At 73.4% G+C, this 17,341-nt stretch carries 15 protein-coding genes; 11 read left to right on the top strand and 4 right to left on the bottom strand.

The genetic code is table 11. The features are described from left to right. Positions 1–3: 3 nt before the first annotated feature. Positions 4–2,157 carry a prolyl oligopeptidase family protein gene (locus tag ACIP8Z_RS04200; protein WP_402078448.1) on the top strand — a complete coding sequence of 718 codons (2,154 nt, stop codon included), beginning with the start codon at positions 4–6 and terminating at the stop codon, positions 2,155–2,157. Here ACIP8Z_RS04200 and ACIP8Z_RS04195 read toward each other — a convergent pair. Continuing rightward, positions 2,105–3,088 (bottom strand): LuxR family transcriptional regulator, encoded by a 984-nt coding sequence (locus ACIP8Z_RS04195; protein WP_402078445.1) that lies wholly within the window; start codon positions 3,086–3,088, stop codon positions 2,105–2,107. The two genes, ACIP8Z_RS04200 and ACIP8Z_RS04195, sit on opposite strands and share 53 nt — an antisense overlap. 132 nt (positions 3,089–3,220) lie before the next feature. Between ACIP8Z_RS04195 and ACIP8Z_RS04190 the strand changes: the two genes are divergently transcribed. From ACIP8Z_RS04190 to ACIP8Z_RS04180, 3 genes are all read left to right on the top strand, one after another. After that, positions 3,221–3,796, top strand: a complete 576-nt coding sequence (locus ACIP8Z_RS04190) for a hypothetical protein (protein WP_402078443.1) — start codon at positions 3,221–3,223, stop codon at positions 3,794–3,796. 147 nt (positions 3,797–3,943) lie between these two features. Beyond that, positions 3,944–5,356 carry an aminopeptidase P family protein gene (locus ACIP8Z_RS04185; protein ID WP_402078440.1) on the top strand — a complete coding sequence of 471 codons (1,413 nt, stop codon included), beginning with the start codon at positions 3,944–3,946 and terminating at the stop codon, positions 5,354–5,356. Positions 5,357–5,609: 253 nt separating this feature from the next. Then, entirely contained in the window at positions 5,610–6,833 is a 1,224-nt protein-coding gene (locus ACIP8Z_RS04180; protein WP_402078923.1) for an exo-alpha-sialidase, read from the top strand. A gap of 33 nt (positions 6,834–6,866) precedes the next feature. On the opposite strand, the gene ACIP8Z_RS04175 is transcribed toward ACIP8Z_RS04180, so the two are convergent. After that, positions 6,867–8,579, bottom strand: a complete 1,713-nt coding sequence (locus ACIP8Z_RS04175) for a protein kinase (protein WP_402078437.1) — start codon at positions 8,577–8,579, stop codon at positions 6,867–6,869. A gap of 299 nt (positions 8,580–8,878) precedes the next feature. Between ACIP8Z_RS04175 and ACIP8Z_RS04170 the strand changes: the two genes are divergently transcribed. From ACIP8Z_RS04170 to ACIP8Z_RS04140, 7 genes are all read left to right on the top strand, one after another. Continuing rightward, positions 8,879–9,304, top strand: coding sequence for a nuclear transport factor 2 family protein (locus ACIP8Z_RS04170; RefSeq protein WP_402078436.1), 426 nt, complete (start codon positions 8,879–8,881; stop codon positions 9,302–9,304). After that, positions 9,301–10,791, top strand: a complete 1,491-nt coding sequence (locus ACIP8Z_RS04165; RefSeq protein ID WP_402078434.1) for a phytoene desaturase family protein — start codon at positions 9,301–9,303, stop codon at positions 10,789–10,791. Before ACIP8Z_RS04170 ends, ACIP8Z_RS04165 begins: the two co-directional genes overlap by 4 nt. A gap of 18 nt (positions 10,792–10,809) precedes the next feature. Further along, the gene (locus ACIP8Z_RS04160) at positions 10,810–11,952 is read left to right on the top strand and encodes a 2Fe-2S iron-sulfur cluster-binding protein (protein WP_402078432.1); all 1,143 of its coding nucleotides are present in this window, start codon (positions 10,810–10,812) and stop codon (positions 11,950–11,952) included. Between the two features lie 175 nt (positions 11,953–12,127). Next, positions 12,128–12,619: an STAS domain-containing protein gene (locus ACIP8Z_RS04155; RefSeq protein WP_402078430.1), complete on the top strand. Its 492-nt coding sequence runs from the start codon at positions 12,128–12,130 to the stop codon at positions 12,617–12,619. Between the two features lie 40 nt (positions 12,620–12,659). Further along, positions 12,660–13,175, top strand: a complete 516-nt coding sequence (locus ACIP8Z_RS04150) for a PadR family transcriptional regulator (RefSeq protein ID WP_383866335.1) — start codon at positions 12,660–12,662, stop codon at positions 13,173–13,175. 131 nt (positions 13,176–13,306) lie between these two features. Then, positions 13,307–14,593: a DUF2306 domain-containing protein gene (locus ACIP8Z_RS04145; protein ID WP_402078427.1), complete on the top strand. Its 1,287-nt coding sequence runs from the start codon at positions 13,307–13,309 to the stop codon at positions 14,591–14,593. Continuing rightward, the gene (locus tag ACIP8Z_RS04140; protein WP_402078425.1) at positions 14,593–15,546 is read left to right on the top strand and encodes a hypothetical protein; all 954 of its coding nucleotides are present in this window, start codon (positions 14,593–14,595) and stop codon (positions 15,544–15,546) included. Before ACIP8Z_RS04145 ends, ACIP8Z_RS04140 begins: the two co-directional genes overlap by 1 nt. Here ACIP8Z_RS04140 and ACIP8Z_RS04135 read toward each other — a convergent pair. Both ACIP8Z_RS04135 and ACIP8Z_RS04130 read right to left on the bottom strand, forming a co-directional pair. After that, entirely contained in the window at positions 15,543–16,637 is a 1,095-nt protein-coding gene (locus tag ACIP8Z_RS04135) for a sensor histidine kinase (protein ID WP_402078422.1), read from the bottom strand. The genes ACIP8Z_RS04140 and ACIP8Z_RS04135 overlap by 4 nt on opposite strands. After that, positions 16,630–17,325 (bottom strand): response regulator transcription factor, encoded by a 696-nt coding sequence (locus ACIP8Z_RS04130; protein ID WP_402078419.1) that lies wholly within the window; start codon positions 17,323–17,325, stop codon positions 16,630–16,632. The genes ACIP8Z_RS04135 and ACIP8Z_RS04130 overlap by 8 nt, the downstream gene beginning before the upstream one ends. Between the last annotated feature and the right edge of the window lie 16 nt (positions 17,326–17,341).

Here is a 17,341-nt window from a genome sequence, read left to right as displayed (position 1 = left end):
CCCATGGGGAACCCGCACGACGACGACCCGTACCTGTGGCTGGAGGACATCTCCGGAGAGGCCGCGCTGGCCTGGGTGGCCGAGCGGAACGCGGAGACCGCGGCAGCGGTCACCGAGGGCGACGGGTTCGTGGCCCTGAAGGCGCGGCTGCGGGAGGTGCTCGACGCCTCCGACCGGATTCCCTACACCGTGCGGCGCGGTGAGCACCTGTACAACTTCTGGCGGGACGCGAACCACCTGCGCGGAGTGTGGCGGCGGACGACCCTGGAGCAGTACCGCCGGGACGCCCCCGAGTGGGAGGTGCTCCTCGACGTCGACGCGCTGGCCGAGGCCGAGGGCGAGAAGTGGGTCTGGGACGGGGCCCGGGTACGGCGGCCGGAGTACGACCGCGCCCTGGTACGGCTCTCGCGCGACGGTGGCGACGCCGTCGTCGTCCGCGAATTCGACCTCCGCACACGGGAGTTCGTCGACGACGGCTTCCGGCTGCCCGAGGCCAAGACCCGCATCGGATGGGCCGACGACGACACCGTCCTCGTCGGTACGGATCTGGGCCCGGACTCGCTCACCGATTCCGGCTATCCGCGTACCGTCCGCCGATGGCGCCGCGGCACACCCGTCGAGGACGCCCCCCTCGTCTACGAGGCCGACCGGGCGGACGTGGCCGCCTGGGGCTACCGGGACACCACCCCCGGGTTCGAGCGGGAGTTCGTCGGCCGCTCCCTGGACTTCTTCCACAGCGAGACGTACCTCCTGCGCCCCGACGGCACCCGCGTACGGATCGACGTGCCCGACGACGCGAGCGTCTACGCCCACCGGCAGTACCTGATCGTCACCCTCAAGTCCGCGTGGCTCGGGCAGCCGACGGGCTCGCTGCTCGCCTTCGGCTTCGACGCCTTCCTGGCGGGCGACCGCACCCCCGAGGTGCTGTTCACGCCCGATCCCCGGACCGCCCTCGCCGGGCACACCTGGACCCGCAACCACCTCCTCCTGGAGACGATGCGGGACGTCAGCACCCACATCGAGGTCCTCACCCCCGCCCCCGACGGCGGCGGCTGGACGCGCGAGCCGCTCGTCGGCGTCCCGGCCCTGTCCGCCGTCAGCGTCGTCGACACCGACCCCGACGTGTCCGACGAGTACTTCCTCGACGTGTCCGGGTTCCTCCAGCCCTCCACCCTCCACCACGGGCGGATCGGCGGCGGCTCGGAGGCCCTCAAGCAGGCCCCGCACCACTTCGACCCCACCGGCCTCACCGTCGACCAGCACTTCGCGACCTCCCGGGACGGCACCCGCGTCCCGTACTTCGTCATCGGCCCCGACCGCGCCACCGCGCCCGGCCCCGCCCCCACCCTGCTCTACGGCTACGGCGGCTTCGAGGTCTCCCTCACCCCGTTCTACGGCGGGGTGACGGGCCGGGCCTGGCTGGAACGCGGCGGCACCTACGTCATCGCGAACATCCGCGGCGGCGGCGAGTACGGCCCCGACTGGCACCAGGCCGCGCTCGGCGCCGAACGCCCCCGGGCCTTCGAGGACTTCGCCGCCGTCGCCGAGGACCTCGTCGCGCGGGGCATCACCACCCCGGCCATGCTGGGCGCCAAGGGAGGCAGCAACGGCGGGCTCCTCATGGGCGCCATGCTCACCCGCCACCCCGAGCTCTTCGGCGCGATCGTCGCCCAGGTGCCGCTCCTCGACATGACCCGCTTCCACAAGCTCCTCGCGGGCGCGTCCTGGATCGCCGAGTACGGCGACCCCGACGACGAGGCCGACCTCCCCCACCTGCTCGCACTCTCCCCGTACCACCGGCTCGCGGCGGACCGCGACTACCCGCCGGTCCTCCTGATGACCTCGACCCGCGACGACCGCGTCCACCCCGGGCACGCCCGGAAGACGGCCGCCCGACTGCGGGAGCTCGGCCACCGGGTCCTCTTCCACGAGAACACCGGCGGCGGGCACGCGGGCGCGGGAGACAACGAACAGGCCGCCCACAACAGCGCGCTCGTGCACACCTATCTGTGGCAGCAGCTCGCGGGGTCGGGAGAGGGCTCGGAGGCGGGAGCGGGAGCGGAGACGGAAGCGGGGGCCGAGGCGCCCACGATCCCCGGTCCGCTCACAGCCACCCCGACCGCTGCGCCTGCAGCGCCATCTGGAAGCGGCTCGTAGCCCCGAGCCGGGCCATCAGGACCTGCACGCGGCGGAAGAGCGTACGACGGCTGACGCCGATCTCCCGGGCGATGACCTCGTCGCTCGCGCCGGCCGCGAGCAGCCGGAGCAGACGCCGGTCGGCGGGCAGCAGCCCCGCCGGCCGGGCCGAACGGCCGTGGAACGGAAGCGCGTTCAGCCAGGCCTGCTCGAACAGCGCCACCAGCGCGGACAGCAGCCCGCACGGCTGCACGACCAGCATCGTGTTGTACACGTCCGTCTCCTTGATCGACAGGGCGACCAGGGCGTACGCGTCGTCGATGATCAGGAGCTTGACCGGCACCGACGGGAGGACCCGCGCCTGCTCGCCGGCCTCGATGCACGGCTCGATCGAGTTCTCCAACTGCCCCGGGTGCTCGAGCGACTCCCGCGAGTACACGACCCGCTGGGTCACCCCACGCGCGAGCGTGGCCAGCGCGTCGTCCGTGGCGCCGACGAGGGGGAAGTACGGCGGCGAGTCGAACTGCCGGATCTGCTCCCGGGCGCTCGCCCATGCCTGACGCATCCGGGGCCCGATGGCGTCACCGGTCACGACCTCCACCAGCGGATCGTGGTACCCGGCGAGCCGATGCCGCCGGAACGACTCGAACGCGCCCCCGACGGTGATCCGGGACGCGTCGAGCTCGGCCGCCCGGCGCCGCCCGAGGATCTCCAGACCCGCGGCGGGCGGCACCGGCGCCACGACGTCGGAACCCTCCTCGGCGGTGCTCGCCAGACCGCAGTCGACCAGCTCGCGGTACGCCTCCGCCAGCGCCTCGTCCCCGAGCCCGGCCGCGGCACCGATCGAACTCAGCGGGGCGGGCCCGCACTCCAGGAGCGTCCGGTAGACCCGGGCGCCCTCCTGCCCGATGCCCAGAAGCCGGAGTGCCTCGCCCAGTCTCTCGTTCGCCATGCACCGATTATCGACGCCTTCGATCCGGGGCCGTCGGTACCCGCCGAACGTGTGCCGCGGCGCCGCTACTCACCCACGAGTGAGTAGCGGCGCCCACGCGCGGTGCCGGGTGGCCGTCCTACTCTCACGATCATGAGTGCTGTTGCCCGAAGCCGTCCGGGCCGAGTGGCGCGGCCGTTCCTCCACGTCCTGATCGCCGTGGGCCTGGTCGCCGCCGGCCACTACCTGTGGAACGGCCCGCCGTACCCCAAGGCCGACCCCGACGCGGTCGCCGCGCGCCTCAAGGCGCGAGCGCAACGGGTGTACGACGAGGCCGCCCTGGCCGGAACCCCCGGCGTGGAGTCCCGGGTGGAGACACGCCCCTGCTCGTACCGCGGCCTCAGGGGGTTCGCACACATCGACGGCGGTCGCCTCGACGTACGCACCTTCGAGCTCATGTGGCAGGTCACGGACGTGCCGCGGGCGACGGCCCGCTCGGCACAGGCGCGCACCCGCCTCCGTCTGGAGCGGGACGGCTGGAAGCTCCTCAGCGAGAACGTCTCCGACCTGGGCTTCCGCTTCGAGCACCCCGGGACCGGCGACACGGTGGACGTCGACTGGTACGAGCCCACGGGAACGTTCGCCCTCAGAACCTTCTCCTCCTGCGGCGAGCTTCCGGACGGCTTCTCCGAGTACGACTGGCCGGCCGCCGCCTGGACGCCCCGATAGACCCCGATAGACCCCGGTGGACGCCCCGGCCGTGGCCGATCCGTGCCAGTGGCGGTCTTAGGCAACCGGAGTCCGCGCCGCGGAGTACGTTCCCGGGGTCGCCGGCCCACGGCGGTCGAGGTACTCATCCGGAAGAAGGTGCAGGACGTGGCGAAGGGTCGCAAGAACGGCCTCTACGAAGGCGTTTCCGAGGAACTCTCCACCCTGATGAGGTCGGGGTGGGCGGACACCGAGCGGCACGGGCTCGAACCCGACGAGCAGGCCCCGTACGCGGCCCGCCGCCGCGCGGGGCTGTCCGCGCGCTTCCCCGGCGAGCGCCTCGTGATCCCCTCCGGCAACCTCAAGACCCGCTCCAACGACGACACGTACCCCTTCCGCCCGTACACGGGATACGTGCACATGACCGGCGACCAGGCACGCGACGGCGCCCTCGTGCTCGAACCCCGCGCGGACGGCGGCCACGAGGCCTACTGCTACCAGCTGCCGCGCGACAGCCGGGACAACGACGAGTTCTGGATCGGCTACACGGCCGAGCTCTGGATGGGCCGGCGCCGCTCGCTCGCCGAGGCCGAGGTCGTCCTCGGGCTGCCCTGCCGCGACGTCCGGACCATCGCCGAGGACCTGGCCGCGGGGTCCGGTGTGCCGACCCGGATCGTCCGCGGCATCGACCCGGCACTCGAAGCCGCGGTCACCACGGACGAGGAGCGCGACGAGGAGCTGGAGGGGGCCCTCTCCGAACTCCGGCTCGTCAAGGACGCGTGGGAGATCGGCGAGATGCGCAAGGCGGTCGACTCGACCGTCCGCGGGTTCACCGACTGCGTCGGCGAGCTGTCGAAGGCCGTCGCCTCCTCCGAGCGGTGGATCGAGGGCACCTTCTTCCGCCGGGCGCGTCTGGAGGGCAACGCCGTCGGATACGGCTCCATCTGCGCCGCCGGCGAGCACGCCACGATCATGCACTGGACGGAGAACGACGGCCCGGTCCGCCCCGGCGAACTGCTCCTGCTCGACGCCGGCGTGGAGACCCGCTCCCTCTACACCGCCGACGTCACCCGCACGCTGCCGATCAGCGGCACGTTCACCCCGGTCCAGCGCCAGGTGTACGACGCGGTGTACGAGGCGCAGGAGGCCGGCATGGCCGCGGTCAAGCCGGGGGCCCCGTACCGCGATTTCCACGAGGCGTCCCAGCGGCACCTGACGGCGCGGCTCGTCGAGTGGGGCTTCATCGAGGGCCCCGTCGACCGCGCGTACGCCCTCGGTCTCCAGCGCCGCTTCACGATGGCCGGCACCGGGCACATGCTCGGCCTCGACGTCCACGACTGCGCTCAGGCCCGCACGGAGGAGTACGTCGACGGCGTCCTCGAACCGGGCATGGTGCTCACCGTCGAGCCCGGGCTGTACTTCCAGCCCGACGACCTGACGGTCCCGGAGGAGTGGCGCGGCATCGGCGTCCGGATCGAGGACGACCTGGTCGTCACCGACGACGGCCACGAGAACCTGTCGGCGGGCCTCCCGCGCACGTCGGCGGAGGTCGAGTCCTGGATGGCCCGCTTCGCGGGCTAGCCAGGCCCGGCCCGCGCGGCGGCGTCCTCGACGACGGCCGGCGAGCTCGGCGACGCGCCTGGGGCGGCGCGTCGTCACGGCTACAGTGGGCGGCCGGAGTTCGCCGCGCGGTCCCGTCCGGGTGGGCGAGGGCGTCGGCGGTGAGCGGCACCGGAGGAAACCCGTGAGACGTGTGACCGCAGGGATGATGGCGGGTCTTGCCGTGGCCGCCGCGGGGCTGGGCGCGGTCGGGGTGCCGTACGCCGCCGGGTGGATGTCCAGCGCGTCGGCCGCCGCGGGGGAGCGGGCCGCGGAAGCCGTGGCCGGGGCGGCGGGCGATCGTCGGGGCGCGGCCCCGTGCGAGGCCTCCGTCCCGTACACCTCGGGCGTCGGCGGATACGCGTCCTACCGCATCCCGGCTGTCGTACGGACCCCGGCCGGCACCCTGCTCGCCTTCGCCGAGGGGCGGGTCGGCGGCGCCGGGGACACGGGTGACATCGACGTCGTGGTGCGGCGGTCGGAGGACGGCGGGTGCACCTGGGGGCCGACGGTGGTCGCCGCCGCCGGACACGGCGACAGCCGCGGCAACCCGGCCCCCGTCGTCGACCCGCGCTCCGGCGACGTCGTCCTGCTGAGCGCGTACAACGGCGGTGAGGCCACCGAGGCGCAGATCCTGGGCGGCGAGGTGCCCGCCGCGCGGAGCCGACGGGTGTTCGTCCAGCGGAGCACCGACGACGGGCGGACGTTCTCGGAGCCGCGGGAGATCACCGACACCGTCAAGCGTCCCGACTGGCGCTGGTACGCCACGGGCCCCGGCCATGGCATCGCCCTGACCCGCCCGCCGTACGCCGGTCGTCTCGTCGTACCCGCCAACCACTCGACCGCACCCCCCGAAGGTTCGGGCGACACCGGCCGCGAGTCCCGGTACTACGGGGCGCACGCGCTCTACAGCGACGACGGAGGCCGGTCCTGGCAGGTGGGCTTCGTGGACGACACGTACGACGGCACGGTCAACACCAACGAGTCGACCGCGGCCGAACTGCCGGACGGCAGGCTGTACTTCAGTGCGCGCGACCAGCTCGGCACCAGCCCGGGCAACCGTGCCGACGCCTACGCGAGCCGGGGCGGGACGCGGCTGCCGCACCCCTTCGCACCCCAACCCGCCCTGGACCGCGTCCCCGTGGTCCAGGGCAGTCTGCTGTACGTGGGCGGCCCCGGCGGCAGCCTGGTGTTCTCGGCCCCCTCGGTACCGACGTCCCGCGCCGAGCCGGCCCTCTGGAGCAGCGAGGACGGCGGCCGGACCTTCACGAAGAGGCTGACCGTGTCCCGGAACAAGGGCGCGTACTCGGACCTCGTCCAGCTGGACGGGGCGACGATCGGACTCCTCCACGAGACGGGGACCCGGAGCGCGTACGAGACGGTGGAGTTCCGCCGGATCCCGCTGACGGCGGTGACGGCAGGGACGGCGGGGACGAGCCCGGCGGGCCAAGGGTCCTAAGGGGCCAGGGGGTGCCCGGTCGGTCAGGCCGGATCAGGGAGAGGCCGTCGGGGCCTTGATCGGTCTGCGGATGGCGTCGCGGATCCTGCGGGTCTCCGCCGCCGCCGTTTCGAGAGAGGCGCTCGGGGTGAACGCGACCGCGACGGCGGTGTTGGCGTCGCCCCAGCCGCACACGGTCTCTCCGTCCACTGTCTGGCAGCGGAAATCGACGTCCGAGCCGGGCACCCGGATCGTTCTGGGGGGATCGCTGACGATCTCACTTCCCGTGACGGTCACGGCTCTCATCAGGCTGTCCCGATCCCCCTCCGGGTTCTTGTACCGTCCGGACGAGCCGTATAAGTGCACCGTGCGGAACGTGACCCCCCTGTCGATGCCGATACTGGTGACGGTGTAGTCGGCGGAGTACTGCGTCGAGCCCTTCTGGCTCGTGGTGTCCGGTTGCGGGTCCGCGGGGACGCGGAGCCTGATGTTGCGCCCGTAGGCGCCGTCCAGCATCGACTCGGGGATCACGAGCTTGTGCGTGGCCTCGGGGAAGGAGCCGGCGGAGCCCGAGCCCGAGCCCGACCCCGAGCCCGAGCCCGACCCCCAGCCCGGTCCTCCGGACGCGTAGACGCCGTAGGCCGCGCCGCCGAGCACGAGCAGGGCTCCGGCCGCGGCGGCGACGACCCGGCGGGTGGGCATCCTCCCGTTTCCCGGCGGGGACGCGGAGCCCCGGGACTCGGCGCGCGGGGCTGTGGCGCGCGGGGCTGTGGCGCGCGGGGCCGCGCCGACGGTCGCCGCATCGGCGATGTTCCCGCCGGCCGGTGCCGCGGCGGACACGGCGGTCGGTGTCGGTGAGGGTTTCGAGGCCGCGGTCGGCGCCGGTGAGGGTGAGGGCGTCGAGGCCGCGGTCGGCGTCGCGTGGGAGGCCTGTGTCGGCGGGTGGGCAGCCGCGTCCGCCGTCGGCTTCACGGCGGTGTCCGGGGCCAACAGGTCCAGCAGTCCTCGGGGAGTGGGCCTGTGCGCCGGGTCCTTGGCCAGACACGCGGCGACCACCGGGCGTATGCCCTCGGGCAGGGCGGACAGGTCCGCCGGCTCGTGCACGGCCCGGTACAGCAGCATCACCGGGGTGCCCTCCCCGAACGCCTGCCCGCCGGCCGCCGCGACCAGCACCGCGCCCAGCGCGAACACATCGGCGGCGCAGCCCACCTCGTGACCCTGGGCCTGCTCGGGGGCCAGGAAGCCGGGGGTGCCGAAGGCCGCGCCGGTGAAGGTCAGCCGGGTCCCCTCCAGGGCCCGGGCGATACCGAAGTCGAGCACCCGTGGACCGTCGTCGGCCATGATGATGTTGCCGGGCTTGAGGTCCCGGTGGATCAGGCCGCAGTCGTGGATGGCCTGCAGCGCCTCCGCCAACGCCGCACCGAGCAGACGCAGTCGGGCCTCGTCCATCGGCCCCCGCTCGGCGAGCAGTCCCGAGAGCGTCGGCCCCGCGATGTAGGCGGTCGCGAGCCAGGGGGCCGCCGCGTCCGGGTCGGCGTCGACCACCTGCGCCGTGTGGAACCCGCCGACCTTGCGGGCGGCGTCGACCTCCGCGCGGAACCGGGCGCGGAAATGCGGGTCGGCGGCCAGTTCGGGGCGGACCACCTTGACCGCCACGGTGCGTCCGCCCCGTGACCGTGCCAGGTACACCGTTCCCATGCCGCCCGCACCCAGTTCGCGTTCCACGGTGTAGTCGCCGATGCGCTCCGGCAGGTCCACGCCGTCCACTCGCCACCCCCTGTGCGGCACGCCCCCGTTGGAATGCCGCGGGCCAGTATGGCCGACGCTCCGCCCGGCGTCACCCGCGCCCGGTCGGCGGTCGAGGGCCTGCCGGGGGCGGCTCACGCCAAGGTCGTGAGGCCCTCGTACAGGGCGAAGAGGCGGGGGAGCGGCGGGGTCGGAGTCCGGCCCGGGGCGGCAGGGGCGGGGTCGCAAGCGGGCGCGGGGCCGACCGCCCCCTGGACGGCACCCGGGCGATGCGGTTAGCTGCACTTGCACCTAATCAACAAGTTGCATATGGAGTCGTGATGCATCCGTTCCGTACCGCCGTCGAGAACCGGGACCACGCCGCCATCGAGGCGCTGCTCGCCGAGGACGTGGTCTTCACCAGCCCCGTGGCCTTCCGCCCGTACCCCGGCAAGGCCATCACCGCCGCGATCCTGCGTGGAGTGATGCGCGTCTTCACCGACTTCACGTACGTCCGCGAGATCGGGAGCGACGACGGCCGGGACCACGCCCTCGTCTTCACCGCGAAGGTCGGCGACATGGAGATCAACGGCTGCGACTTCCTCCACCTCGACGAGGAGGGAAGGATCGACGACTTCATGGTCATGGTCCGGCCGCTCTCCGCCGCGCAGGCGCTCTCCGCCGCCATGGGCGCCCAGTTCGACCGCATCAAGGAGGAGGCCTTCGCCGCGTCCGCCGCGGGCACGGCCCCCGAGGGCGAGCGGTGAGCCGCGCGGACTTCGACGCCGTCGTCATCGGCGCGGGCAACGCCGGACTCACCGCCGCCGCCACCCTCCAGCGCGCCGGCGCCCGCACGCTGCTCGTCGAGCGCCACAGCGTGCCCGGCGGCTGCGCGACCTCCTTCCGCCGGGGCCGGTTCGAGTTCGAGGTGGCGCTGCACCAGCTCTCCGGCATCGGCGCCGAGGGCCAGGCGTTCACGCTGCGACCCCTCTTCGACGACCTGGGCATCGGCGACCGGCTGACCTGGGTCAGGGAACCCGACCTCTACCGCACGGTCGTGCCCGGCTCCTTCGACGTGACCCTCCCGGCGGACTGGGAGGCCGCGACCACGACCCTGGAGGCGCACTTCCCCGGCAACCGCGCCCGCCTCGAACGGTTCTTCGCCCTCGTGCGGGACCTCACCTTCTGGCAGATCGCCGCGATGCGCGGCACCCCCGCCGACCAGGTGGACGAGCTCCTGTTCCGGCACGGCCTGCGGCCCGCGCGGGACGTCCTCGACGAGCACTTCGAGGACGAGCGCCTCAAGGCGGTCCTCGCCTCCTACTGGGGCTACCTCGGCCAGCCCCCGTCCCGGCTGCCCTTCCAGGACCTGGCACTCGTCCTCTTCGCGTACCTGGAGTTCAAGCCCTGGCACCTCCGCGGCGGATCGCAGGCGATGTCCAGCGCGATCCTCGACGCGTTCCTGGAGGCCGGCGGCGCCGTCCGGTTCCACACCGCCGTCGACGCGATCCTGACGCGGGGCGGGAAGGCCGTCGGCGTCCGCCTCGACGACGGCCAGGAGGTGACCGCGACCGACGTCGTCTCCAACGCCTCCCTGCCCGTCACCTACGGCATGCTCGACGGCCTCGACATCCCCGGCGCCGTCCGCGCCGACCTCGCATCCCGTCGGATCGGGGTCTCCGGCTTCGTCCTGCACATGGGCCTCGACGCCACCCCGGCGGAAGTCGGCTTCACCACGAGCACCACCTTCGTCAACACCGACCTGGACCCCGACCGCACGTCCGCCTCCTGGCGCACCCGCGAACCGGCCCGGGGCATCTGCGTCACCTCGTACGACGTCGAGCCGATCGGCTTCGCGCCCCGCGGGGCCACCCACGTCAGCCTCATGACACTCCAGTACGGCTCCGCCTGGGACGGGGTCGACCCCGCCGCGTACGCCCGGGAGAAGTTCGCCTACGCCGAGACGCTGCTCGACCTCGTCGAGACCGTCACCCCCGGCATCCGCGGCGTCATCGAGGAGGTCGACGTCGCCACCCCGCTCACCATGACCCGCTACCTGGGCCACCCGGGCGGTGCGATCTACGGCTACGACCAGGACGCCACCGAGAGCTGGCAGTTCCGCGACAGCGAAATCCACCCGCAGGTGCCCGGCCTCCACCTCGCCGGATCCTGGTCCGGCATGGGCGGCTTCCAGCCCACCCTCGAAGCCGGCGCGCGCGTGGCCCGGCGCCTGCTGCGGTCCAAGGCCGCCTGAAGAGACCGGGAGACACCTGTGACGCCTCATCACCTCGCCGCGCGCTTCGCCGACGCGGACCGCATCCGGGACGAGATCGCGGCCCGCCCGGCCGACGCCGCCGACCACACCGCGCGGACCCGCCGCACCATCGACACCTACCACCCGCGCCGGCTCGACCTCCGGGTCGACCGCGTCGTCGACGAGACGCCGAGCACCCGCACCTTCCGGCTCCGCCGCCCCGACGGCACCGACCTGCCGCCCTTCCTCGCCGGGCAGTACGTCGGCGTGTTCACGGACGGGACGAACCGGCCGTACGCCATCTCCTCCAGCCCGGCCGACCTGAGCCACTACGACCTGACCGTGCGCCGCGTGCCCGGCGGGCGGATCAGCAACCACCTGCTCGACACCCTCGCCACCGGTCACACCCTGACGACCACCGGCCCCCAGGGCACCTTCCACCACAACCCGCTCTTCCACGGCGAGGACGTCGTCTTCCTCGCGGGCGGCTCCGGTGTCGCACCCGCGATGAGCATGATCAGGGAGATCGCCGACCGGGGCCTCGACCGGCGCTTCCATCTCCTCTACGGCTCCCGGTCCCTCGACGACATCCTGTTCCGCGCGGAGCTCGACGCCCTCGCCGCCGACCGCCCCGGCATCCGCGTCCACCACGTCCTCCAGGAACCGGACCCGCGGTGGCAGGGCCCCACCGGACTGCTGACCGCCGCACGCGTCACGGAGCTCGCCGGGTCGCTCGACGGGCGGATGGTGTACGTGTGCGGGCCCCAGGCCCTCTACCCGTACGCCCTCGGCCAGCTCACCGATCGGCTCGGACATCCGCGCCGCCGGATCCGCTTCGAGGCCAACGGCGCCCCCGCCGATCCCACCCGGCAGCCGCACTGGCCGGCCGGCGCCGATCCGGTGGAGAGGGTCACGGTCGCCGCCCGCGGCACCGCCTTCCGGACCCCGCGGGGTCGGCCCCTCCTGGACGCCCTGGAGGACGCCGGCATCCGCCCCGAGTCCGCCTGCCGCTCGGGCGAGTGCGGCCTGTGCCGGGTACGTGTCCTCAAGGGCGAGGTCCACCACGCGGAGGAGGCCAGGCTCCGGCTCTCCGACCCGGACTCGGGGTACGCGCACGCGTGCGTCGCGTATCCCCTGACGGACGTCGAGCTGGACGTGTGAGGGGGAGGAGAGACCGGAGGGTGTGGCCGTATGTGCGCACATCGGTCGTCCGTACGAGGGGAAGTGGCTCGAACGTTCACCGATTCAGGTGACAGAGGCCGAGGCGAAACGTCCCTCCCGGAAGGGGGGCGTCCACGCTCGAAGCGACACATGGAGCCACCCTGTGGAGCGCCCGATGCAGCTGATCCCCCGTCATGACCCCTATATGGTCGTCCGCTCGACCGGCGGCGTCACCGTCGCCGCCCTCCGGGGTGAACTCGACCTCGTCCTCGTACGGCACCTGCGGCCCGAGCTCGACGCCCTCGTGCGGGAGTCCGAGGCCCTGACCGTCGACATCCGGCGCCTCACCTTCTGCGATGCCACCGGGCTCGGCCTCCTCGCCCACTGCGCCGGGCGCACCCGGCAGCGGGGGGCGCGCTGGCGGCTCGTCTGCGACCAGCCGTGGATCCTCCGGCTCATCCGCCTGACGGATCTCGACGACGTCCTGTGCCCGGAGGGCGAGCTGGAGAGCGAGCTGGAGGGTGAGTCGGCGGGCGTGTCGGCGGGGGTGTTCCCCGAAGGGTGGGACGCGGGGCTGCCGGGCGGGCTGACGGACATGGCGGCCCCTCGCTGGGATCCGGCGGTCCCCCTGCTGTCCCCACCCGGTGGGACAAGACCCGTCACCTAGGCGGCAGGGTGGGACGGGCCCTCGCGATACCGTCGGACGCATGTCTGAAGTCCGCTTGACCACGCCCTCCTTCCTGGTGCTGGGCATCATCGACAAGCTGGGTGAGGCCAGCCCGTACGACGTGAAGGTCGAGGCCGCGCGGACCGTGGCGCCGTTCTGGTCCATGCCGCACGCGCAGGTCTACGCGCAGTGCGACCGGCTCCTGGAGGCGGGGCTGCTCTCGGAGGTCAGACAGTCCGGCGGCCGGAACCGGCGCCAGATGAAGCTCACCGAGGAGGGGGCGGAGGCGCTCCGCGGCTGGCTGGCCGACCCCGCCTTCGTCCCGGTCGAGGCGCGGGAACGCGGCATCCTCAAGCTGTGGTTCGGGGCGAGCCCGCGGGTCCACGCCCCGGTGCAGATCGAGGAGCACCGGCGCACCCTCGACGAGTACGAGGAACTCGCGGGTGAGGTGGGTGAGTTGCTGACGCGCGGGCAGCGCGAGGCCTTGGAGTTCGGCATCCGGTACGAGCGGATGATGGTCGATTTCTGGCACTGGGTCGAGAGCCGCGAATCCTGATTCCCGCCCGCGAGTCCTGATTCCTGTTACTGACCGGTTGACCCCGGCGTTGCCCCGCCCTACCTTCCTCCATAGTCCAGAAAGGACTATCGCGGCCGACCGGCGCCGTGGACGGTGGAGGGGGATGCGCCGTGGGACGTTCGACGAGCACGGATTCACGTACGCGTACGGGTACGGGCATCAGGTGGGGGCGGGTCTCCGCCGTCGCCGTGACGGTGGTCTGCCTCGTGTACGCGCCGATCGCCATGACCGAACTCTGGCCGTACGCCACACCCGGAGCCCCCGCCATCGGCGAGTGGCTCCTCGGCCGGTCCGTCTCCGCGGAGTTCGTGGCCGATGCCGTCCGCGACCGGATGGGGCCGTACACCCGCAGCCTGGTCCCGCTGATCGTCCACTCGGTCCTGGGCGGCCTCCTGATGCTGCTCGGCCCGGTGCAGCTGCTCTCGGCGGTACGGCGCCGCATCCGGCTGCACCGCGTCCTCGGAACCGTCTTCGCCGGCACGGTGTACGTGTCGATGGCCGGCGCGGCGCTCTACCTCCTGCGCACCCCGCCGACGGAGGCCTTCAGCGGCGCCGCGTTCTGGATCGTCCTCGCGACGATCCTGGTGGGCACGGTCGGCAGCGTGACCTTCGGCGTCCTCGCCGCCCTGCGTGGCTTCCCGGACCTGCACCAGCGCTGGTTGCTGCTCTGCTACGGCTTCCTGATGACCGCCCCGCTGCTGCGGCTCGAATGGGGCGCGCTGCCCGCGCTGTACCCCGGGCTCTCCCTCCAGGACATCAACCGCGTCGCGATCATGCACCTCGGCGCCCTCGTCGCCTTCGGCGCGCTCCTCGCCTCGCGGGCCCTCGACCGGCGGACCGAGGCCCCCGGCCCGGCCGGCACCTGGGCGCCGGGCCCGGTCCTCGTCGCCGCCCACGTCCTGGGCGCCGCGGGCCTGGGCTGGATCACGTACGCCCTCCTCGGCCAGGGGACGCAGGGGCGACGGCTGCTGGTCGCGTACCTCGTCCCGTACGTGCTGACGTACGCCGTCATCGCGGTCCGCGCGAGGCGCGCCCGCGGGCGGGGAGGGGTCTGGGCGCGGGAGGAGTGGCGGCTGCACCTGGCGGCCCAGTGCCTGGCGCCCGCCTTCTCGGCGGTGACCGTGCCCGTACTGGAGCGGACGATGGGCCTGGACCGGCTCACGTCCCTGATCGCGGGAGTCGGCATCGGCGCGGGAATGCTGTCGTACGCGGCGGTCACAGTGGTGAGTCTGCGGGTCCTGCACGGCCGCGAAGTCCTCAGACGACAGGGGGAGTCCACGGACGCGCCGCTGGATCCACCCGGTCCGCCGACCGCGCGGCCGGCCGGTGCCGGTGCCGGTGCCGTGGTCGGTGTCGATGCCGGTGTCGCCGGTGCCGGAGCGGACGGGAGCAACTGATGGCCGTCCAGAAGGAACTGTCGCCCGGCATCGTCGTCCTGAGTGCCGTCGTGGGCGGCATCAGCCTCACCACCGGCGCCCTGCTCACCGTGACGAGCCTGTTCGGGTACGCGGCGGGCGCCTGGGTGTCCCCGGAGGCGCTGAGCCCCGGGCTCATCGGAGCCGCGATGGCCGGAGTGGCCCCCGCGCTGTTCACGATCGGGCGGGCGCGCCTCTGGGTGGACGTACGGAGCCTGGTGCTGCCGCTGGTGATCGTGCTGACCGGCCTGTTCACGGTGAGCCTGCTGAACGGCGGCTCCCTCCAGGCGGCTGAGGGCGGCCCGCTGTTCCTCGCCCTCTTCAGCCTCGGCTGGGTCGCCACGCTGGGACTGCTCGCCCTCGGAGCGGTGGGCTGCCTCGTCGCCCAGTACCGGAGGCCCGCCGGGCGTACGGGCGCGGCGCCGCGGCGGCCGGCCGTACCGCTGCCCGCCTGGTCGAAGCCGCCGCTCGCCGTCGTCGGCTCGGGATGGCTGGGCATCGGCGCCGGGCTGCTCGCCTTCCCCGGCTTCTGGGGCGCGCTCGTGCCGTGGACGGTGAACCGCGCGGACGCGCAGGGCCTCGGTGTGTGGGCGCTCGCGCTGGGCGTCGGAGTCCTCGGCGCGCTGGCCGAGGACGACCTGACCCGCATCCGCCCGGCGCTGCGGGCGGTCCCGCTGATCGCGCTGGTCGCGGCGGTCGTCCTCGCGGTCCACTTCCGGGCGGTGGACTGGACCTCGGGTCCGGGCGTCTCGCTGCTCGCCCTCGTCACCGGCCTGTTCACGACGGGAGTCTCGGGCCACTGGCTGCTCTCCCGAGCCGACCGTCAAGGCGGGGCTGCGCCCGCCGCCCCACCCGCTGCCGCGCCCGATGCCCCGCCCGCCGCCGTGCCCGATGCCCCGCCCGCCCGGCCCTCGCCGGCGGAGGACGCCCCCTAGGGCGCGCCGGGAAGCCGGACCGTGACGAGGAGGCCGCCGGTGCGGCGGGGGGTCAGGGCGAGGGAGCCGTCGTGGGCGCGGACGACGCTGTGCACGATGGCCAGGCCGAGGCCGACGCCGGCGTGTTCGTCGGTGCGCACGCGTTCCGCTCCCCGCCGGAAGGGTTCGGTGAGGGTCGGCACCAGGTCCGGCGGGAGCTGAGGGCCCGTGTTCTCGACCCGCAGCACGCTCGTGGCGCCGCCCGTCCCGGTGCGGACCGTCTCGGTGTGGACCGTCACGGTGCCGCCGGTGGGGAGGTTGTGGACGACGGCGTTCTGGACGAGGTTCGTCACCATCCGCAGCAGGAGCTCCGCCGAGCCGCTGGTCCGGGCCTCGCCACCGGTGACGTCGAGCGTGGTCCGGCGCTGTTCGGCGAGGGGGAGCAGCGTCTCGGCGGCCTCCTCGGCGAGGAGGGAGAGATCGACGCTCTCGCGGGTGAAGGTGCCGGTGTCGCCGCGGCTGAGCAGCAGGAGGGCCTCGGTGAGGTCGATCGCCCGCGTGTTGACGGCCTGCAGGCGTGCGACGAGCTCCTCCCGGTCACGGGTGGGGTCCTCGCGGGCGACGTCGAGGAGTGCCCGCGAGATCGCCAGCGGGGTGCGCAGTTCGTGGGAGGCGTTCGCGGCGAACCTGCGCTGCTCCTCGACGTGCGACTCCAGTTTCTGGAGCATCGAGTCGAACGCGTCGGAGAGTTCACGGAACTCGTCCTGGCGGCCCTTCATCCGGATCCGGTGGGACAGCGCCCCGTCCCCGGCCCTCCGCGCCGCGTCCCCGAGCTGGCTGAGCGGTGCGAGCATCCGGCCGGCGAGGAACCATCCCCCGACGAGGCCGAACACGAGGAGACCGGCCATCGCCACGGCGGCCGCGGGGAAGAAGGTGCGGACCAGGAGCCAGCGGTTGGGCGAGACCCCGAGCAGGCCCTGCGGGTTGTCGGGGACGTACCGCAGCAGGTATCCCCACACCACGGCCAGCAGCAGAGCGCCGGCGACGGCGAGGAACCCGGCGTAGCTGAGGGTGAGTTTCATGCGCGCGCTGAGCCCCCGGCGTCTAGCCACGCGCGGTGCCGGGGCGGACGGGGTCGGGGCCGGTCTCGATGCGGTAGCCGACGCCCGGCACGGTGGCGATGATCCATGGTTCGCCGAGCCGCTTGCGCAGGGCGGAGACGGTGATGCGTACGGCGTTGGTGAGGGGGTCGACGTTCTCGTCCCAGGCCCGTTCGAGCAGCTCCTCGGCACTGACGACCCCTCCCTCGGCGGCGACGAGGACTTCGAGGACGGCGAACTGTTTGCGGGTGAGCGCGACGTAACGTCCGTCCCGGAAGACCTCCCGGCGGAAGGGGTCGACCCGCAGGCCCGCGAGCTCGCGGACCGGAGGCCGGGCGTACGCGCGTCTGCGGTCGAGCGCCCTCAGCCGCAGGACGAGCTCCCGCAGCTCGAACGGTTTGGTGAGGTAGTCGTCGGCGCCGAGCTCGAACCCGGAGGCCTTGTCGTCGATCCGGTCGGCAGCCGTGAGCATGAGGATCGGGATGCCGCTCCCGGAGGCGACGATGCGCCGGGCGACCTCGTCGCCGGAGGGGCCGGGGATGTCGCGGTCGAGGACCGCGAGGTCGTAGGAGTGGACGCTGAGCAGTTCCAGGGCCGAGTCGCCGTCGCCGGCGATGTCGGCGGCGATCGCCTCCAGCCGCAGCCCGTCACGGACGGCTTCGGCCAGGTAGGGCTCGTCCTCCACGATCAGTACGCGCATGGCTGAAGCCTAAGCA

Source organism: Streptomyces sp. NPDC088553 (genome assembly GCF_044752965.1).
GTDB lineage: Bacteria > Actinomycetota > Actinomycetes > Streptomycetales > Streptomycetaceae > Streptomyces.
This window is presented reverse-complemented; position numbering and strand designations above follow the sequence as displayed.